At 38.5% G+C, this 19,611-nt stretch carries 18 protein-coding genes and 1 pseudogene; 9 read left to right on the top strand and 10 right to left on the bottom strand.

Translation table 11 applies throughout. The features are described from left to right. The first annotated feature begins 146 nt into the window (after window positions 1-146). Both AC1DM9_RS13840 and AC1DM9_RS13835 read left to right on the top strand, forming a co-directional pair. Entirely contained in the window at window positions 147-1,685 is a 1,539-nt protein-coding gene (locus tag AC1DM9_RS13840; protein ID WP_477580507.1) for an FAD-dependent oxidoreductase, read from the top strand. Window positions 1,686-1,735: 50 nt separating this feature from the next. Beyond that, window positions 1,736-2,950 carry an MFS transporter gene (locus AC1DM9_RS13835; protein ID WP_477580505.1) on the top strand — a complete coding sequence of 405 codons (1,215 nt, stop codon included), beginning with the start codon at window positions 1,736-1,738 and terminating at the stop codon, window positions 2,948-2,950. A gap of 39 nt (window positions 2,951-2,989) precedes the next feature. Here the strand turns inward: AC1DM9_RS13835 and AC1DM9_RS13830 are convergent, their stop codons facing one another. The 4 genes and pseudogenes from AC1DM9_RS13830 to AC1DM9_RS13815 form a co-directional block, all read right to left on the bottom strand. Beyond that, the gene (locus AC1DM9_RS13830; RefSeq protein ID WP_256710905.1) at window positions 2,990-3,136 is read right to left on the bottom strand and encodes an excalibur calcium-binding domain-containing protein; all 147 of its coding nucleotides are present in this window, start codon (window positions 3,134-3,136) and stop codon (window positions 2,990-2,992) included. A gap of 9 nt (window positions 3,137-3,145) precedes the next feature. Beyond that, a pseudogene (locus AC1DM9_RS13825) lies at window positions 3,146-3,568 on the bottom strand (NucA/NucB deoxyribonuclease domain-containing protein); the annotation flags it as partial. A 199-nt stretch (window positions 3,569-3,767) separates the two neighbouring features. Further along, window positions 3,768-3,881 carry a sporulation protein YjcZ gene (locus AC1DM9_RS13820; RefSeq protein WP_083681988.1) on the bottom strand — a complete coding sequence of 38 codons (114 nt, stop codon included), beginning with the start codon at window positions 3,879-3,881 and terminating at the stop codon, window positions 3,768-3,770. A gap of 168 nt (window positions 3,882-4,049) precedes the next feature. Then, window positions 4,050-4,529 carry a MarR family winged helix-turn-helix transcriptional regulator gene (locus tag AC1DM9_RS13815; protein WP_477580503.1) on the bottom strand — a complete coding sequence of 160 codons (480 nt, stop codon included), beginning with the start codon at window positions 4,527-4,529 and terminating at the stop codon, window positions 4,050-4,052. A 244-nt stretch (window positions 4,530-4,773) separates the two neighbouring features. Here AC1DM9_RS13815 and AC1DM9_RS13810 point away from each other — a divergent pair, with 244 nt between their 5' ends. After that, window positions 4,774-6,147 carry an MFS transporter gene (locus AC1DM9_RS13810; RefSeq protein WP_477580501.1) on the top strand — a complete coding sequence of 458 codons (1,374 nt, stop codon included), beginning with the start codon at window positions 4,774-4,776 and terminating at the stop codon, window positions 6,145-6,147. Here the strand turns inward: AC1DM9_RS13810 and AC1DM9_RS13805 are convergent. Both AC1DM9_RS13805 and AC1DM9_RS13800 read right to left on the bottom strand, forming a co-directional pair. Beyond that, window positions 6,137-6,424, bottom strand: coding sequence for a hypothetical protein (locus AC1DM9_RS13805; RefSeq protein ID WP_477580499.1), 288 nt, complete (start codon window positions 6,422-6,424; stop codon window positions 6,137-6,139). The two genes, AC1DM9_RS13810 and AC1DM9_RS13805, sit on opposite strands and share 11 nt — an antisense overlap. A gap of 168 nt (window positions 6,425-6,592) precedes the next feature. Beyond that, on the bottom strand, window positions 6,593-6,841 hold the full coding sequence (locus AC1DM9_RS13800; protein ID WP_339208868.1) for a DUF2642 domain-containing protein: 249 nt from the start codon (window positions 6,839-6,841) through the stop codon (window positions 6,593-6,595). Between the two features lie 547 nt (window positions 6,842-7,388). On the opposite strand from AC1DM9_RS13800, the gene AC1DM9_RS13795 reads away from it, so the two are divergent. Beyond that, the gene (locus AC1DM9_RS13795; protein WP_475448978.1) at window positions 7,389-7,697 is read left to right on the top strand and encodes a hypothetical protein; all 309 of its coding nucleotides are present in this window, start codon (window positions 7,389-7,391) and stop codon (window positions 7,695-7,697) included. Between the two features lie 772 nt (window positions 7,698-8,469). Here the strand turns inward: AC1DM9_RS13795 and AC1DM9_RS13790 are convergent. Further along, window positions 8,470-8,583 carry a hypothetical protein gene (locus AC1DM9_RS13790; protein ID WP_477511445.1) on the bottom strand — a complete coding sequence of 38 codons (114 nt, stop codon included), beginning with the start codon at window positions 8,581-8,583 and terminating at the stop codon, window positions 8,470-8,472. A gap of 202 nt (window positions 8,584-8,785) precedes the next feature. On the opposite strand from AC1DM9_RS13790, the gene AC1DM9_RS13785 reads away from it, so the two are divergent. Further along, complete coding sequence (locus tag AC1DM9_RS13785; RefSeq protein WP_477550275.1) at window positions 8,786-9,058, top strand: hypothetical protein; 273 nt, start codon at window positions 8,786-8,788, stop codon at window positions 9,056-9,058. A gap of 395 nt (window positions 9,059-9,453) precedes the next feature. On the opposite strand, the gene AC1DM9_RS13780 is transcribed toward AC1DM9_RS13785, so the two are convergent. Further along, entirely contained in the window at window positions 9,454-9,708 is a 255-nt protein-coding gene (locus AC1DM9_RS13780; protein WP_339208871.1) for a hypothetical protein, read from the bottom strand. Between the two features lie 460 nt (window positions 9,709-10,168). Here AC1DM9_RS13780 and AC1DM9_RS13775 point away from each other — a divergent pair, with 460 nt between their 5' ends. Beyond that, window positions 10,169-11,938 carry an ABC transporter substrate-binding protein gene (locus tag AC1DM9_RS13775; protein WP_477580497.1) on the top strand — a complete coding sequence of 590 codons (1,770 nt, stop codon included), beginning with the start codon at window positions 10,169-10,171 and terminating at the stop codon, window positions 11,936-11,938. Between the two features lie 624 nt (window positions 11,939-12,562). Here AC1DM9_RS13775 and AC1DM9_RS13770 read toward each other — a convergent pair. Then, entirely contained in the window at window positions 12,563-12,919 is a 357-nt protein-coding gene (locus AC1DM9_RS13770) for a hypothetical protein (protein WP_339208874.1), read from the bottom strand. A 2,893-nt stretch (window positions 12,920-15,812) separates the two neighbouring features. On the opposite strand from AC1DM9_RS13770, the gene AC1DM9_RS13765 reads away from it, so the two are divergent. From AC1DM9_RS13765 to AC1DM9_RS13755, 3 genes are all read left to right on the top strand, one after another. Further along, entirely contained in the window at window positions 15,813-16,706 is an 894-nt protein-coding gene (locus tag AC1DM9_RS13765) for a phosphoribosyltransferase-like protein (protein ID WP_477580495.1), read from the top strand. Continuing rightward, complete coding sequence (locus AC1DM9_RS13760; RefSeq protein WP_477580493.1) at window positions 16,703-17,014, top strand: hypothetical protein; 312 nt, start codon at window positions 16,703-16,705, stop codon at window positions 17,012-17,014. The genes AC1DM9_RS13765 and AC1DM9_RS13760 overlap by 4 nt, the downstream gene beginning before the upstream one ends. 227 nt (window positions 17,015-17,241) lie before the next feature. Then, entirely contained in the window at window positions 17,242-18,366 is a 1,125-nt protein-coding gene (locus AC1DM9_RS13755) for a retron St85 family RNA-directed DNA polymerase (RefSeq protein WP_477580491.1), read from the top strand. Window positions 18,367-18,430: 64 nt separating this feature from the next. Here AC1DM9_RS13755 and AC1DM9_RS13750 read toward each other — a convergent pair whose 3' ends face one another. Then, window positions 18,431-19,606, bottom strand: a complete 1,176-nt coding sequence (locus AC1DM9_RS13750) for a tyrosine-type recombinase/integrase (protein ID WP_477580489.1) — start codon at window positions 19,604-19,606, stop codon at window positions 18,431-18,433. Window positions 19,607-19,611 lie beyond the last annotated feature (5 nt).

Raw genomic sequence — 19,611 nt, 5'->3', positions numbered from 1 at the left:
AAACGCCTCCTTTTTCATCATTCTCTTGTATAAACTGTCCAAATGACTATTGGTTATGCTTTTGGCTTAAGCAGATCTTTATTTTTAGAATGAAATAATAGCGATTGGTACAAATTAAGGTGCATTATTTCTAGGAGGTGATGGTCATGGAGAAAACGTATGATTTACCCAAATTTCCGGAGTCTTATTGGTCAGAAACGTCGAGTCGGCAATCTTCATACGCCATACTTGAAGAAAATATAGAAGTCGATATTGCCGTCGTTGGAGGCGGGATTTCGGGTGTAACAGCAGCTTATTTATTAGCTCAGGAAGGGTTTAAAGTTGCCCTCATAGAAGCGGGTCAGCTTCTTAATGGAACAACGGCGCATACAACTGCGAAGATAACAGCGCAGCATGATCTTATTTATGATGAACTTATGCAGAAAGCTGGAGCGGAAAAGGCAGCATTATATTACAAAGCGAACAATGACGCCCTTCAATTCATTAAGGAAACGATCAAGCTGCATAAAATGGAATGCGGGTATTCCGTACAGGATGCGTATGTTTATACCGATTCAGAGGCATACATAACTAAGCTTGAGAACGAGATGTCTGCTTATTCGTCGCTCGGCATTCCTGGCTCTTTCACCGATCAAATTCCTTTGCAGATCCCAGTCAAAGCGGCTGTCATCATGCAGGATCAAGCGCAGTTTCATCCATTGCAATATTTGTATGAGCTTGTACGGAAGTTCGTGGAAGCAGGTGGATTTATTTATGAGAAAACGACAGCTATTGATGTAGAAACAGGACCATTGCCCGAAGTGATTACAAGCAAAGGACACCGTATCAAATGCAAGCATGTCGTATCTTGTACTCATTTTCCATTCTTTGATGGGCATGGATTTTATTTCTCAAGAATGCATGCAGATCGTTCCTATGTACTCGGCATTCATGTTGAGGATGACATTAAAGGCGGCATGTACATAAGCGCTGAGGACCCGAAGCGCTCCATTCGCTATGTAGAAACGTCGAAAAACACAAGACTGCTTCTCATTGGCGGTCAAAGCCATAAAACAGGCCAAGGGATTTGTACAATTAATTATTATGAGGAGCTGAAAAGATACGCGGAGCAGCATTTTCGGGTAAAGGAAATAGCGTATCGTTGGTCGGCCCAGGATCTTGTTACTGGTGATAAGATCCCGTATATCGGTAGAATAACGGAATCTTCCACTAATGTTTTTGTTGCGACAGGCTATCGTAAATGGGGCATGACGAATGGCACAGCTGCCGCTTTGCTTATTAGAGATTTAATTATGAAGAAGGATAATGCATATGAGGAGCTTTATGCGCCTTCACGCTCGATGTCGCTCGGAACGATCGCGAATCTTATTGTAGATAACGCCGATATGGCGAAGCATCTTATCGCGGGCAAACTCGAAATGGCTCATAAGCGTCCGGAGGATTTGGCACTGGATGAAGGCAGTGTCGTGCTTTTGCATGGAAAAAGAGCAGGAGCTTACAAATCAGAAGATGGAAAATTATTTCTCGTAGACACAACCTGCACACATATGGGCTGTGAAGTGGAATGGAATAATGGGGATCGCACATGGGATTGTCCTTGTCATGGCTCTAGATTTGCGATTAATGGCGATGTGATGGAGGGGCCTGCAGAAGAGCCTTTAAAAACCTTGCATCTTCGGCATTAAAAATGAACCCAGATACGTCAAACCATTCCAAATAAGAAAGGAGTACATCTGTGAAAAAAAAGTGGGACTTAGCAGCTTTAGCATCCATTCCATTAATTATGACGCTCGCTAACTCAATGTTGATTCCCGTATTGCCCTTAATGAAGAAAAAACTGAATATCTCTTCTGTGCAGTCGAGCTTAATCATAACGGTTTATGCTGCAGTCTCGATTATTTGTATTCCAATCGCTGGGTATCTGTCAGATCGTTTCGGACGGAAAATAGTCATTATTATAGGCTTGTCCATAGCAGCGATCGGAGGACTAATATCAGGCTTAGCAGCATGGTTGATGCATTCCCACGTTTATGCGGTCATTTTGGCAGGAAGATTTATACAAGGGATTGGGGCTGCAGGTGCTTTTCCAATTGTGCTTCCGTTAGTCGGTGACATGTTCGAGAGCGAGGAGGAAGTAAGCAGTGGGCTCGGGATGATTGAAACCTCCAATACATTTGGAAAAGTGCTCAGTCCGGTATTAGGTTCGGCGCTTGCCCTTGTTATATGGTACTTGCCGCTTGCTGTTATTCCGTTCATATCTTTAATTTCAATCATTGGGGTTATTTTCCTCGTAAAGGAGCCTAAATCAAAGCAAAAGAAAAAAGAAGAGAGCAGTTTAAAAAAGTTTTTTCAATCCATTAAATCGATACTCGTTGAGAAGGGTCACTGGCTTTATGCAACCTTTGCCATCGGTGGTCTTGCAATGTTCATTATGTTCGGATTTCTATATTATCTGTCATCAGTCTTAGAGGACCATTACAAAATCGAAGGCATTTGGAAAGGATTGCTGCTAGCCATTCCTTTAAGCGCCATATGCCTTGCTTCGTTCATCACTGGAAAAATTGTAGGGGAAAACAAGGCGAAAATGAAGTGGTTTATTGTCATCGGCACTGCTGTACTTGCGGGGATGATGCTGGTTTGTGGAATCATCAATACAAAAGGGATATTTTTTCTAATTACCTTTATGTTTATAAGCGGAGCAGGTATTGGCTTAGCCTTGCCAAGCTTGGACGCTTTAATAACGGAAGGGATAGAGAAAAAACAGCGAGGCACCATTACCTCGCTGTATAGCAGCACGCGTTTTATAGGCGTAGCCGTAGGTCCATTGATTGCATCAGTACTGCTCAAAAACGAAGCATTGCTATTTTATTTGTTTGCGGGATTTGCATTGCTTTGCTCCATACTAGCCTTGCTGACGATTAAGCCAAGCAAGCAAAAATCAGCTTCGTGAGAAGGAATGATCAGCTGCACGAAGCATTTCGAGGATGGGTTAGCTACATGCTATCCCATCTTTATCACGATCCAATTTCAAGGAGTATCCGGGGTCTCCTTTATGTAAAGGTGCGGCCCCAGCTGCTTTAGCCGCTGCACAATTGGCATAATAAACGGTCTCTTCTGTTGGCTTCGGCTGCTCCATCGCTTCATCAATAACGAATAATACACGCGTTCCGTCCTCTAAATCAGTCAAAAGATTTCCAATCCACGAACCAGCGCCGCGATTATCCTTAGGAGAAACATAAGCGATATCCGCACCAGCACCGCCTTCTTTGCACATGGCCATCGGCCATTCATCTCGATCATAGCCCTTTTTGGTTGGAATACCCCGTAACGAGGCTTCACGATTAGCATTAGCGCCATCTCGATCGATCGTACAAACGGCTGAAGCACCTGCACGAATGGCTGCTGCAATATGCGCCATCGTCTCTGGATAACGATCAGTAGGCAAATGAATCGTCATTCCATACTCTGAAGCAGTGGAAGCCGGGTTTGAATCAGAACTGATAATGAATTGTCCGCATCCTGTGAGGATAAGCGTGAGGGTGAGTAATGCGGCTAACAATGATCTCATGATGTGTCTCCATTTCTAGTCATTTGAAACCATCATACAATACAGCTTGCAGTCGCGGATAGGATGAGTTTTACAATACTGTTCAAAAACGGATAATTTCGAATATAAAATGAATGTAACGGAGAAAAAAAGAAGACCTATCGAGTAGGTCTTCGGAGGAAGTGTATGAGGATAATGTAGCAGCTCAGTGTTTAGAGGGTTATCTGCCGTAACCGCCGAATGCACCACAAGTGCAAGCGATAATAACCAACAAGATGAAAAGGACCAGAATCGTACCAGTGTTAGTGAAAGCACCGCCAACGTGACCGGACATTTTTCATAGCACCTCCTTTGAATTGAAGATTCTATAGGTTATGCTCCACTTTTTCTTTTTGATTGGGTGTTTGTCATAGAGACATTTTATATATGTCTCTAGCCTATGAGAGCCTTTTGTGATGGAGAATTTGGCGATTTATTAGGAATTCAGCATATGGGATACGCTTTATTTTAAAACGTGTGCAGAAGGATTAGAGATATCCTTATTCTCAATGAGCTGCAATAAAAGGTCAAAAAATTGTTGACGCTGCTCAGTGGAGAAGTTGCTTAATAATTGCTCTGCAATATCCGATTGAAATGCTAGAACTTGACTTATATTTGCTTGCGCGAGTTCGGTGAGCTCCAACAGCGTAGCTCGACGATCAGTCGGATCTGGGATTCGGATAAGTAGTTTATCCCGTTCCAGAGCATCAACAAAATCGGTAACGGTACGCGCTTTAATGCCTAGTTCAGATGCTAGTTCATTCATGCGAATTTTCCCTGCTTTGTAGACGACAGATAGAAGGCGCAGCCTTGGGCCGGTAATTTGATAAGGCATGTTAAGCGCGGATAATTGTGTTTCAAATTCTCTTTGAATATAGTGAGTTGTCCTCATTAATACATGAATGATGTCTATAGGTACGGGATTGTCCGAGTGCGTAAACATAAGTGCCTCCTTGTTCGACGTATAATCGGTATCGCCGAGCTGTTTATTTTCTATTTTAGCTGATTGTTTTCAAGTTGCAAAACTTCGCATACGTTATTAGCTAATACCAGCTATATCAGTATTTGATATCTTGACACCTCTCATATTAGTGTGTATCCTCAGTAATATAATATAGTGAGGATACTCACTAAAGTGAAAGGCGATTTTTAATAGGATCAAAATGATATTTATTGGAGGGAATGGCATGGTTGGTTCGGAATTTAAAAATGGGGACAAGCTGCTGCGAGTACTCGTTGTTACTTTAATATTTTCAGTAATGAACGGCACGATGTTTAATGTGGCTCTTCCGGCAATCGGAAAGGAGTTTAATCTGATCCCTTCACAAGTGAGCTGGATTATGACGTCTTATATGGTGTTATATGCGATTGGATCAATCGTATTTGGAAAACTAGCGGATAAATATCGTTTAAAGGATTTGCTGACGTATGGACTAATCGTGTTTGCTCTCGGCTCGCTCATCGGCTTGCTTGCAACCGAGTATTGGATGATTATTGCCGGTCGCATTCTGCAAGCAGCTGGCGCCTCGGTGCTTCCAGCTACGGCTATGATTATACCCATTCGATATTTCTCGCCTGAAAAGAGGGGGAGGGCACTAGGAACCTCAGCAATTGGGCTTGCATTAGGAAGTGCTATGGGGCCAGTAGTAGCAGGATTAATTACAAGTGTAGGAAACTGGAGGCTCTTGTTTGTCATATCGCTCCTTCCTTTACTCACACTTCCTTTCTTTCGTAAATATTTGGATCATTCGAAAGGCACTGCGGGGAAAATAGATTTTATTGGCGGTGGATTGCTGGCTGCGGCGGTTGCGCTTTTCTTGCTTGCGATTACGCAGAGCAGCGGCTTACTCTTCACAGCGGGGATTGTGCTGCTCGTTTTATTTATTATCCGGATTAGGACTACGGACAATCCCTTTATTCAGCCAAGGCTATTCCACAACAAAAATTACTCTATAGGGTTGTTTATAGCTTTCATAACGACAGCGATGAGCTTTAGTTTAACGTTTATGTCACCGCAATTTTTAACAGCATTAAATCATTTATCGCCTAGCAGCATTGGTTTTGTCCTGTTTCCAGCAGCGATTGCTTCCGCGATCATGGGACGCAGGGGCGGCAAATTGGCTGACGAACGCGGCAACTTTACACTCGTTTCTATCGCTACTTTGTTAATTTTCTCATGCTTCATGCTTTTATCTACATTTATTGGAGTGTCTCCGTACGTGATAGCGCTCATTCTCATAGCGGGCAATGTTGGACAAACCTTCATGCAAATTGCGATGTCGAATACGATATCTCGGACGTTACCGAAAGAAGAGACGGGTGTTGGCATGGGATTGTTATCGATGATCAACTTTATCTCTGGTGCCATTGCGATGAGCCTAATTGGCAAATTGCTTGATAAAGGTTCATCATCCTTTCACTTAAATCCGGTTGTGACGAATCCAACAGCGTATGTGTACAGTAATATTTTTGTTGTACTAAGTATTGTAATTGTTGTTGCTATCGTTATATATCGTCTTCAGTTTGGAGCAGCTAAAGCTGTTGCACGAGCTAATCAATAATGTATATCCTTGTTAATTGAAATACAACAAATGCTGCTGCGCCAAACATTAATAGTCGACCTGTATATTTTGTAATTTTCTCTGCGATCTGTTCTGCTTCTTTCATCTTGGGAGATTCTTCTCCATAGGATCGTTTCTTTAAGGAGAGTAATACAAATACAAGGAGCATGAGCCCGAAGAAAAGATATTTTGCTAGCGTAGTATCAAACAACGAAATGAATAAATGAAGCAAAGCCGTCCATGGATTGAATTCGCTGGAGAAAAACAGGAGCATCACCTTCTTTACCTAATTATTGGGATTATACCATTTGAATAGTGGATGATTATAGGTTTTTTTGAGAATGCTCGATGCACAGTCTAACAAAATAAAGTAACAGCATTCATAAGAAAAAGGGGTGCTCGCCAAGTAGGTTTGCCTACTAGGGGAGCACCCCTTTTGTTCGATTTATAATGGCATTGTCCATACAATTTCAGCGATTCGAACGCAAGCCTGACGGCTGTGTAATTGCAGGAGCACATGGTCTGGTTTTACGTCAATGATAGATCCTTCGATTGCTCCCCTCGTTGTTTCGAGTAATACGCAGCGACCAGTTAAGCGCATGAGGGCTTCTACTACATAAGGATCAATGGCCGATACGGTTTGGATTTGAACAGGATTACTCTGAACTGGACTGACGTTGCTTGGTTGATACAAATTATCCACTCCTTAAATATAGGTTCTAACCCATCATATGCAGATGCTTAGTGCATGGAGTGGGCTAAAGCCCTGTATCATTATTCGATTCGTTTGACATGCATATAAGTAATAAATTGGGTATAACATACTATTTTTAAAAAACCGATAATACTAAAATATGAGAACTACAGTAGATACAGGGGGAAAAAGATTGAGAATTACAAAGGAATCACTGGCTGAAAGAATTAATTTAATATCGGAGAGAGCAAAAGAGTACGATAATATTGGCGTCTTGATCATAAGTAAATGCCAATCGCTGTACGAGGAGTTAGATAAGATTAAAGAAACGGATTCTGCATAGCTAGAAAGAAAATTAACATTGTTTAAATTCAATCTTGATAAAATGGACATTATTTTAGCAGACCATAAAAGCGGGAAAAACCTAGCATACGGCAGCTTATCTACACGTTTAAACTTAAATGTAACCTACATATTATTAGTTTTCTGTATACTAATATACTCGGGTCTTTTTGTATTTATCGATTCCTATAATAGTGCTGATCCTATGCAAAATATAAATGTTTATGTAACAAATTATTTGAAATATTTTCTCGTTAGCGTTATGGGGGCGCTATTATACTTCATAACGGATTCCATGGTCGTTTACAGTAAAAGCATGACTAGAATACTCGTAGCGATGTTTATACCCGTGCTGTTTTTAGGAGTACTATTTACGCCAGGCGAAACTCAAAACTTGGATTTGAGCAGTACAAACGTGATGTTATTTTTATTTGGCTACTCCTCCAATTTAATTTCTATTTTGCTGAATAAAGCAATCAAAAAAGTTGAACAGTTGTTTAATGTTCAACAATAAATGAAAAGAGGACGTTTCATAAGTAGTTATGTTCGCTGTTGCCATAGCTTGATTTGAACAAAAAAGCTGGATAACATTAAAAAATAGCGTTGCTGGCGGTTATGCCTGCACCGCTATTTCCTATTGTGGTATATAGCTGCTTGTATAAGTGGAATATGTGCAATCGAAGGCCGCATCAGTCTTAGATTTACTTTTGCAAACTGCGAAGCAGGAACTGAACTCTGCCTGCACCGCTGGTTATTCTTTATCTAACCCTTTTATCCAAACCTGACGGCAATCACGTTAGGATTCACTCATTCGTCTCACTGATCTCACCGAAATCGCATAACTTCCTAAGCTCACATCTATCTCTAACGAACTGTATCCTGCTTATTAAGCATAAAACTGCCTTTCTGAAGTTTTAACGAACTGTATAGACGTTATAGCTTGCTGAAGAGGGTGTTAAGCGTTATTTTTCTCGAAATAACGTCTCGGGAGTTCGTTAAAATTTTAATCCCTTATAAATGGGTTAAATAAGAGCTGCTAGGTTCGTTAGCTATAGGTCTAGTAGGAGAGAGCATTGTTGGAAGCAGTGAAATCAAAGAAAAGCCTTATCAACCAAACAAAGTAAGGGCTGTTCCAAACGTAGATAGATCTACTTCTGAGCAAGCCCTCTTTGTTTAGGTTGCGTAACGAAGATTTTTTGCTGACGATTACTACATTATCGGGTATTGAAGAACTAACCTTAATCATCACCATAAGTATCGTTCACTATTTTTTCTTGCTTTTCTTATTAAAACTCCACAGGTGATTGAGCCATTATGTAATTAAAAGGCGTGTAGTTATTGCTAGGTAATTGTTTGTTTAATATCATTTTAGTAATTACAGTTCCAATTAAGAGTAACAACAGTAACTCTGAATATGATCAAGAGACCTGAGTCCATGAGTGATCACATCCTTAGATTAATTTTATAAATCAATGTACTGCTCCTTATTAAAGACAGGTAATACCTAAACCGAAATCATTTTCAGCATAAAAAATGTAAATATGAGCACTATAATTATTGGGCAATAAAGGACTATAACAATAATTATTGGAGGTTTATTCAATGAGCGTGAAAAAGGATGCTGATGATTTTCTAGAAAATCAACAATTGCAGCAAGCACAGCAAGAGGTTCAGGTGGCGCATCAATTGATGCAAGTAGAGAGTCAAGAATTACTAGAAGCGGAACAGCTCCTGCAAACGGAGATTCAACATGTTTTGCAGGCTCAACAACAAGTGAAACAAGAACAACAAGATATTCAAGCAGCACAACAATTACTACAACAAGCACAAGCTGCTGCTATCGCTTCTCAAAACAATCCACTTCAAGACTCCTAAGAGCTAAAGTGTTGAAACGCAATGGCAATGAAATAAGTGAAGATGAAAAGCCTTCGGATAAATCTGTAGGCTCTTTCATGTGTTCCTGATCAAGATTCGTGTGATTCGTGTGGTAGGGGACATATGTAGGAATTTCTACTTCTATTTCTATTTCTACTCATAACAATGCCTTCTCTCGACAAATTCTTTGATAATTCCACTAAATTTTAACATACCAAACAAAGTATGAATACACAATTTGAGCAAAAAATAAGCTGATATTATTGGATTGATGTAGAGTCAGAAATTGAGACTTCATCTAAAGTGTTACATCGTTAGAACCGGAATGAGCAAAAACTAAAAAAGGGCCCTGATGAAGAGCCAATTCATAAATCAAATCATAAATAAAAATCATGCTATCCGCGTTGTAACAGTAAATAGCCGGATACAGCTGTTGTTCTCTTGCTAACAACTACAATAAAGCCGTTCTTCTTCAAGCATTTTATTGCAGGGATAAGGAGCGAGCCTGAAGTTAGTTTGCTTTCACAAGGTTTAGCACTGCCGATGACACGGGAAGCAGTAATTTTGCGAGCAGAACCGGGGATAAGCGGGTTTCTTGTCCAGGATACTAATACTAAATCAGGTTCTAAAGGAATACCTACAGAAGACATATCTATCACCTCGCTTTCACTAGACTCTATATCAAATGCTGGAGGATGATAGATTGTGACTTAAATGATGCCTTTTTTTGAGATACATGAAATGATAGTTTGATTAGTAGAATTTTAATAATAAAGTAAATCAGAAAAGAGCCATCAGGATGTTTCCTTGCGACTTTGCGCATAAGTCACTGTAAACAGGTATTAAAAACGTCAAATTCCTAAGTAAATTAAGTTTAGCTGGTTATCGTAAACTTTTAAAACGATTACATAATATATTTCATTCAAGGGAGATAGTACTATATCATTAATTAAATATTGCCTTTTATTTGTTCGACATAGCAAAACGTAAAATTTGGAATTTGTTTAGGGTACCCCACTTATTAATTTCATTATACAGGTGAAAGAAAGGTGTAAAGAGTGTAGAATATGCTCAATAGATTTCCTCTTTTAAGTGAGGTGAGGAATTACGATGTTAACGATTGAACGTTATTTAACGCTGTACGGGCGGTTTGCGAGTGAGCTTGGAGCTGGGGCAGCGGCGGAGGCATCACTTGAGAAAATAGCTGAGGCGCTGTATTGTACGGAACGAAATGCCAAGCTTGTCCTCCGCAAACTGTCAGAGGAAGGCTTCATCGAGTGGAAGGCAGGAAGAGGCAGGGGCAACCGATCACAGATTACTTTCCGGAAAGACCGGGAGAAGCTGCTTCTGGATCTGTCACGACAATATGCCGAAGACGGTGATTATAATAAGGCTTTTCATCTTCTCCAGAACTTTGGGGAAGGAACGGCGGCCAATGAGAAATTTATGGAGTGGATGAGAGGCAGCTTTGGCTTCCACAAACAGCAGGGGAAACTGGCCGATGTGCTGCGCCTTCCTATTACAAGGACGATCATGACTTTGGATCCGGCAGAATGTATCTTTTCATTTGATGCGCATATCATTCAGCAGATTTGTGACAGACTTGTTGTGCTGGAGGAGAATACGGGCCGGATATTGCCCGGTATCGCCCATGAGTGGGAATGCAATGAGGATGCTACAGTATGGACTTTTCATCTGAGGAAAAGCGTATTATTCCATGACGGAACTGAACTTACTGCAGCTGATGTTGTTTTTACGATAGAACGTCTGAGAAGCGGAAAACTGAATAGCTGGATTATGCGGTCGCTGGACAGAGTCGAAGCCATATCAGAACGGATTGTACGCATTCAATTGCATAAACCCAACTGGTTATTTCTCAAATATGCCTGCTCCGTTGTAATGTCAATATTGCCTTCAGGGCTGCTGGGGCAAAGCGAAGAGATGTTCTGGAAGCGTCCCATTGGCACAGGCCCTTTCCAGATTGAAGAGTGGAACAGTGGAAGGCTGCTGCTTGAAGCAAATGTACAATATTTTCAATCACGTCCTCATTTGGACCAGGTCGAAATCGTACATGTACCGCAGCATGAAGCTCTTAAGGCCAATGTGGCAAGTTGGAAGCAGCTGATCTGTGATCCGAAACAGCAGGCTGTGATGGAAGAGGACGGCTGGATCAAGCTTGAATCCAAGAATGTCTGTACGAGTATGCTGAGCTTTAACATGCAGAGAGCAGGGCTTCAGCAGTCGGAGATGTTCCGCACTATTTTAGATCAGCTGCTTGACCGGAATCGAATGATTCGCGAACTTGGAGGCTACCGGTATATGCCGGCCAAAGGTTTTTTCCCTAAATCAGAACCTTTTGAAGGAATAAGGGAAACAGGTTGTGATGAGGAGCTGCGCAAGCAGATTATCCGATACGGATTCGATCAATCGCCGATTACGTTATGTTCGCATACGAGTAATGAGGCTGATGCCCGATGGATTCAGAAGCAGTGTACCGACTATGGCATTAAGATGCAAGTTCGTGTTGAGTCACCGGAGAATGTGCTGGACGAGGTTGATATGACGCTGTATTCGCTCGTATTTCCTGAGGATGAGGTTAGTTTGATCGAGAGCTGTGAACAGGAAGACAGCTTCTTGAAGAGACTGATGACGCCGGAACTGTCGGTTTGGACACTTGATCGATTTGATGAAGCGCTTGCTTGCAGGAATTCGCCAGACCGAATGGCTATTTACACAGAAATTGAAGAGAGAATTCGGGAGGAGTACCAGGTCTTATTCTTGCTTCATAGTAAATTTTATACCGACTACCATCCTTCTTTAAAAGGAGTTCGGATCAATTCGCTCGGCTGGATTGATTTCAAACACATTTGGCGTGCCTAACAATTGGTTCCTCTTTTTACATCTTTAAAATGATGCATGAGATTTAGAAAATCCTCCTCGAAAGCCATTCAGAGGAGGTTTTTTTCATTGCTTGGATCTAATTAACTAAAGGACTCAGCAGTCTTTATAAAAGTTTCTTGCTTATATTCTACTGGTCTTTCTTGAATACTTTAAAAATTATAAGATGTTAAAAGTGCATCGAACAATTTGAGTACTGCTTAAGGGGAATCGCGCGAATTATTTGCCGTTAGACCCATTAGGGTGAGCCTTACCCTAAATAAGAAAAAAGCATTTCCTGGATATTTCATTATTTTAAAAATCCTTGTATCTTTTTATAAATTGGGTTGTCTTATATTGAGAGGCGTATCGATATGACAAGGGGGATGGGGCTGAAGGAACTGCGGATAGTGTAACTAAACGGAATTGATAATACACGGTTGGTCGAGACCCTAATTTGAAGTCAATTAAAGCCCTAGGCTGTGAGCTAAAATCGATAGGATTTCGACAACTAGTTGCGATTCTTGTCTCACAAACAGGGAGAAGTCTCCATAATAGTAGGGAGGCTTTTTTCCTGTTTTTACATGTGATTTGGATTTTCAATATCGTTATAAATGATGGCGTTTATTACATTTGTGCAAAGTCTTCTGGCTGCATAGCATCCCATTCATCGCTTCGATATGCTTTACCATTATATCTTACATAATACAGCATATTCAGGTTTTTAATTTCTTGTTTTAATACTTTCTTATCAAATGGTCCATTTCCGAAAATTTCATTTAAATCTTCATTCAATAAATTCAAAATTTCATCCGGCATCATGGCGTTACTGTTATCGATAAGCTCTACCCCTGAGTACTCCAAGTTCATTTTAATTTTAAACCCCGAACTGACAATCCCTTTTATTAATAATGTGGAGTTACTTTTTGGTTTTTGTTTAATTTCATCAAAAAACACGGAACAATTAATACCTTCTGGAATCAAGGGAACACCTCATATCTAATTTTACTCCTTAACAGGAGTCTATTAGTATTGTACACCTAATTTATTTATTTCTCTCTCTTATTTAAGATTCTTCTTTATTATTTTAAAATCAAAGCATTGCTAGGCATGGTTATATCATTAATATTGACTAGTTACCATTTAACTGGAAGAGAAGAGGTTGGCAAAAGGATCACAACGGCCAACGAGAGATGGGTTAAAAATGAAAGAGGAAAGTTGAATCTCAACAGGATGAGTTAGAACTGATATTAATTATTTGGAATTGGGATCATGGGGCTTTATACAAAAAATAGGGCCCCCTTTTCATGGAAGAGGAGATCTTCCCCTTTCGGTTAGATAGCGAGTAGCCTATAAAGAATATAAAATAAGATTATTCAGACCTTTCACATGTCCGAAATGGTACGAAATAAGGCAAGGTTTTTCTCATTTGTTCTATTTATTCGTAATGCCATGGTAGTATAAAAAATTTTCTTAATTTCAAAGCAGAAGGCTGGCGCAAGCTGGCCGTAGCGCTAAGAGCATCTAAATAGAAAATAGCCCAGCAACCAAGTTGAACTGTGACCCATAAGAAGGACACTTTGAAAAAAGTGCCCTCTTATGGGTCACAGTTCAGACTGGTGAGCTGTTTTTTATTTGTGGTATGGTTAGCGTAATATAAATATGGGCTAGCTCAAGGTTGATTTTAGACCATCCTAAGCCAGCTATCTCACCTCGGCGCATGCCATAGGTGGGTGGCACAATAATGATCTGTTTTAAACCAAAAATGAGGAGAGTGTATTTAAATGACAATGGATCTTAATAAAATGGTGAATAACGCTTTAATGTGAATGATAAAGGTAGGCTATGTGTATGAAGTGTTTAAAAAGGCGAGGGTCATGAGGAGGTATTGCATGCATCCAGCAAAAAGATATTACGATTTGGGATATCGTTTTAACGAGTAGGTGATGATTTGGTTTGTGCGGCTTACGGATCGGAGTAGAATCCTATCATGATTAAAGATGACGAGGAAGATTTTAATAATCAAGAATGAACATTGAAAACCATTAGAATAACAAATTATAAATAATGTAACATCCGAAGGCAGTAAGTCCTAAAGCGATTAATTTAAATGCTGGCTGTAATTTGTAAAATAACATGGCGTTATCCCTTCATTTCATGGATTATATTACGTTTAGTGTAACACGGATTTTAATTTGGTTTCAATTAACCGTTTGAATATCGAGGATCATGAAGAGGTTTCACATAAAAACTTTTAAGGAGCAAATGAAACGTTACGAATGATATACCATAATCCAAATAAGTATGCGTAAAAAAGAACGATAAATACTCCTAATATGATTAGTATTACTTTCATTATTTTCTGCATCATGGATCACTCCTTTTGATCCCATGATACAGAAATTTTTAGTAAGGAGTGAGTACCAACTTTAAATAGTACCGCATGAAAACAGAATAACTTGTTGAGGTTATACGGGTTAATTAATTACGTTAAGAAGGCCACCTACGAGAAATATAACTCCCATAATCAAAATTACTAAACCGCGGTCTCGGTTAAAAGTCTGTTGGCTGTCACTCGTTTCAGAATCGTCACCAATCCGCCTAAATAACCAAGAATTAGGTTTTTTTATCGAATATATCCCGAGTGTTAAAATAGCAATACCAAGAATTAATATGAACATTATACCAACTCCCTTAATGACAAATACGAAATGATTTATTATTAGTTCCGATTTGAATATTGAAAATCATGAGAGGTGAACAAGGATGAGCGACATGGGTAAACCATTCACAACATTATACTTCTTTCTGGTAAGGTTGAGTGCATAGATGAGTTAGAAGCTGTTACAGTTTATCTTACTGGAATCGAAACTGTATCTACAGCAAATTAATGTAAATACTTATGGCGTTGGAAGCAGAAAAACTGATTAGAAGAGTTCGAAATTTTACATCGAAAGTCCTATTTTCGTGATACATTGTAAGAAATTTGAAGCAACATCAATAAATAAAATGGGGTGGAGAGGTGTTCTCATTGGAGTGAGGGTGAGCTTGTGATCGAAGCTTAACAAGAAGAATTGCAGATAAAGCTAATCGTTTGGAACTGGGATCGACCTGTGATTGGAAAAATAACAAAGATGGACTCGCGAACAAAGTCGGCTTATGTAGTAAATCATGGGAATGTGATTAAAGTTCCGTAGATGGATATAATGAAGTTATAGTCGGCAGGCAGTTAATTATATAGAAGAAGCCGAAAAGCCCTTATAAATAATAAGGGCTTTTTCTTATCTTTATGTACAATAAACAAGGGTGTAAAAAAGTGTATCCTTGTTATTCAAGACTTTAACGGGTTTATGTAAATCATTAAAATGATCGAGGTAGTTCTTAATGGTGTCCCGGAAGGGATTCTAGCTTTTAGGAACGTACAGTTACAATAGATAGAGTCAGGTATAGGTGCTTTTTAAATTTGGGCGACAATTATAAAAATAATAAAAACGTAAGAGTGCAAAAAACCTTATAAACAAAGGGTTTAGACAAAAAAAATCGGAGCCCTATCACTAGGGCTCCTTTTCATGGGAGAGGAGAGTTCATCCATTAGGTACAACCCGTAAGATCGTGGTTTTACAGGCTTTCTCCAGTCTTTTTATATGCTCAAAATTGCCGAAAATAGCTGGTTTTAGAGAATTTGGGCGACAAATGGGCGACATTTATCATGAGTAGATAGTTATTTGAATAAAATGAATATCACTAATTCGCATATATAATTTTGGCACATTTAGAAGCTAAAAGTTTTATTAGTCCTAATTTATATAATAGCGTTCTCTTTAAAATTATAAACATATCAATTCTTTACTTGTAGAATGTAAAAGAATCAAGTAGAATGATTTTGCAGGAAAATTTATACTTTATGATAGTGGGGATTATGTCAAAATCACTTGATGCAGAAACTATGGGTAGATTAATTTTAATCTTTAATAAAAAGGGATGGGCTATCACGAATGAGGATATGAGCCTATTTGATCGTTTTTGTATTATTCTTAATCTCCTTGGAAAAGATGAGCAGTTATTGTTTTTAGAACTTACTGATAGATTTTTATGGGTTGGATTTGAGCAATATGTGAGTAGAATAGTGGCATTGTTGAAGACGTTAAGCGTAGATGCAAGTCTCAATTTCAATAGCTATTCTAATCTGATTATTTTTCCATTAATATCACCGAGTGACTTAAACAAAAATAAAAGTTCGAAAATGGTTCAATATTTATTGCGAAGTGTAGTGATACCTCATCAATCTTTTATTCGAAATAAAAGTTTGTATTTCCCGGATAATGTAAATGATTTAAAAACTTACAGTGGAAATGAAAACTCTTTAATATTATTAGTTGATGATTTTGTTGGAACTGGTGATACTGCCATAAAAGCAATTAATTTTTTAACAAGAAAGGGTATCCCAACGAAAGATATGGTTGTTTTCTCTCTTATTGCAATGAAACAAAGTATTGCAGTAGTACAAGGTTTAGGTTTAAGAATTTTTGCAACTGAGTTTTTGGATAAAGCAATTAGCGGATACTACGTGGGACAGAGTTTAGCGAAGAACATTAAACTCATGGAAAGTATTGAAAAAACAATAAGAGTGAAAGATAATGAAAGATTTGGTTACAAACAATCAGAGGCGCTTGTTACTATGATTAGGACGCCTAATAATACCTTTCCGGTTTTTTGGTATGATAAGAAGACAAGGAAAGTACACTGTCCATTTCCGAGGTATGTAAATTGAAGGATGAACATTTAGTTTTACTCTTACAACTAATAGAAAACAAAGGTTCTGTTGACTCTTTACTTAAACTAGATTTACAATACAGCCAAATCGCTGATATGATAGCTTTTTTATTAGAAGATAAACTGATCACTTTAGACGAAGAAGGAATGAGAATTACTAGTGATGGTTCGTCAAAATTTGCAGAACTCAATGAAAAGCTGGGTAGAAAAAAGATTGAGTCATGGATTAGTCCGCAGTTAGAGTATAAAATGGAGAAAAAGGATAAATTCGATATTTATTTACCAAAGGATACAAATTTTCGATAAGCCAATTAGACTTATTGTGGGAAACCACACTGTTTGACGAGTCGTCAAACGGAAGAAGGACTTTATTTTCAAGCCTTGTGTTAATAGTTCCTCATACATCGGGAGATTCCTTCAAAACTATTAACAAACTCCGGCTACGCCTCCGTGTCACTTAAATAGCCATAAAGTAAGAAAACCGCTTCCTTTATAACCATTTAAGTGAAAAGTTAAAAGAAAGTGTTTGTAATATGGCTTATCGAGAAAATTTATTAATTGGAATGATAAACATGAATTGGGAAGCATATTCTAAAAAATTCACATTAACTGCAATGCTTGATAATAAGAGTGACGAGTATATTAATGACTGTTTGAATTATGCAAATAAAATTTTTATCAACGGGCTACCAGTTATTTTTGATCAGCTCCATTTGTCTGAACTTGTAGGTATGAATTTAAATTATTTAATTAAAGCTTCTAACTCTCCATATAAATTTTATAGGGAATTTATAATACTTAAAAAAAATGGGGAACCGAGATTAATTTCAGAACCCTTGCCAAACTTGAAAGTAGTTCAGAGATGGATACTTGATGAAATATTAACAAACATTGAAACGAGTAAATATGCAAAAGCTTATAAAAAAAACATTTCCATTAAGGATAATGCCCGATTTCATCGAGGACAAAAAAAGTTGCTTACTGTTGATATTAGTAACTATTTTGGTTCTATTAGTTTTGCAAGAGTGTTAGGTTTTTTTAAAGAGATTGGTTATTCAAAAGCTGTATCAACATTACTGGCTGGTTTGTGTGCATTAGAAGGTTCATTACCACAAGGATCTCCAACTAGCCCTGCTTTGTCTAACTTGATTACGCGTAATCTAGATAAGAGGATATCGAGCTATGCAAAAAAAAATAATATAAGATATACAAGATATGCTGATGATATTACTCTTTCAGGTGATTTCAATGAAGGAAGTGTAATTAATTTCCTTGAATATGTATTGAAATCCGAAGGGTTTGAGATTAATGAAAGCAAAACCAGAGTTAGATTATCTACACAACAACAAGAGGTTACAGGGATAATCGTAAATGAAAAGCTACAAACTTCCAAAAGCTATAGAAAAGATTTTCGGAAAAATATATATTATATTAAGAAATACGGATTAAATTCACATCTTGAACATGAAAAATTAGAAAACAAAAAGAATTATCTATATCGTCTTTTAGGTATGGGGAATTTTATTTTATATATAAATCCAAAAGATGAAGAGTGCCGGGAAGGTATAGCGTTTCTTAAATCACTGCTACCTCAACCACTTAAACAGACTGATAATGCTAAAACACTACTAGCTCAATTTAAAAAAAAAGCTGATTAAAGAACTTAATGGTTAGCATGCAGAGAAGAATTTGATAACTCTTTTTTTTAGAAAAATTCTAATATTACATATCATCAAAAACAGATGCAGCAGCACGATCAACTGATTCAAATATATGACCATAGATCTCCAACATCTTTATGTTTGAATGCCCAACACGCTTTGCTATCGCTTCTGAATGAACCTTTTTATATATCATCCATGATACTGATGTATGTCTTAAATCATGTAAACGGATTGGCTTCAGCTGGTGACGGCGATGGAAGTCAATCCATTTTTTTGTGAACCATTGTGGATCGTAGGGCATACCATCTGGATGGCAGAAAATAAATGAATGTTTGCCATCAGCCCACTGATCAAGGAGCTCAGACCGCTCTGCTTCACGTTCAGCGAGCAGTAAACGAAGCTCAGTCAATAATGATTCGGAGAGTGCGATTTTTCGTGACTTACCGTTTTTAGGCGGCTTTAAAATGGGAGCTCCTTCTTTCAATTTAGGTATGGATTGAGTGATGTATAGATGACCGAGTTCGAGATTGATTTTTGACCACTCGAGACCCGCTATTTCTCCTCGGCGCATGCCTGTTGTAACGGCCAAAGTGATGGCAGTCCTTAATTGAAGTGACTCATGCTCAAGAGCCTCAAATAGCTGCTTGATTTCATTCTCGTCGTAAACCTCCATTTCTTTGACATCGTCCTCTTTAGGCTTCTTAATACCGGTCATAGGATTTTCCTTAATGACTTTCCATTCCATCGCCTTTGTAAATATGCTTTTTAATACGCGGTAGTTATACACTAGGCTTGCAGACTTTAACGGACCCGAACCATCAAGGCGTGCATGAGGCTGCCGAAGCATATCCATAAAGTTGAGTAAGTGAAGTGTTTTAATTTGTTCCATATACAAATGGCCAAAGAAGGGAGCGATCCTTTTCTTAGTGTGGAATAAGTAGCTTGTGATTGTTTTCTCCTCTAATTCGACCAGAACAAAATTCCTCTCCCAATCCTTCAGGAAATCATTAAATGTCATTTTGCCAGGTGTTAGATAAACTCCTGACTCCACCATGATCTTAAACTTAGTTAATTCCGTGTTTAAATACTCCTGTAACCGTTTTGGGGCTCTTAGTAAAGCTGGGTCAGTGACTTTGACAGTTTGATAGCGTCTTATTTTTTTACCCATGGTGTCATAACCAAGTTCTACAATTAGAGACCAAGAGTTTTGACTACGTTTACGAATGCTTGACATACTAT

It is taken from the genome of Paenibacillus sp. 01T431, assembly GCF_056398625.1.
This window is presented reverse-complemented; position numbering and strand designations above follow the sequence as displayed.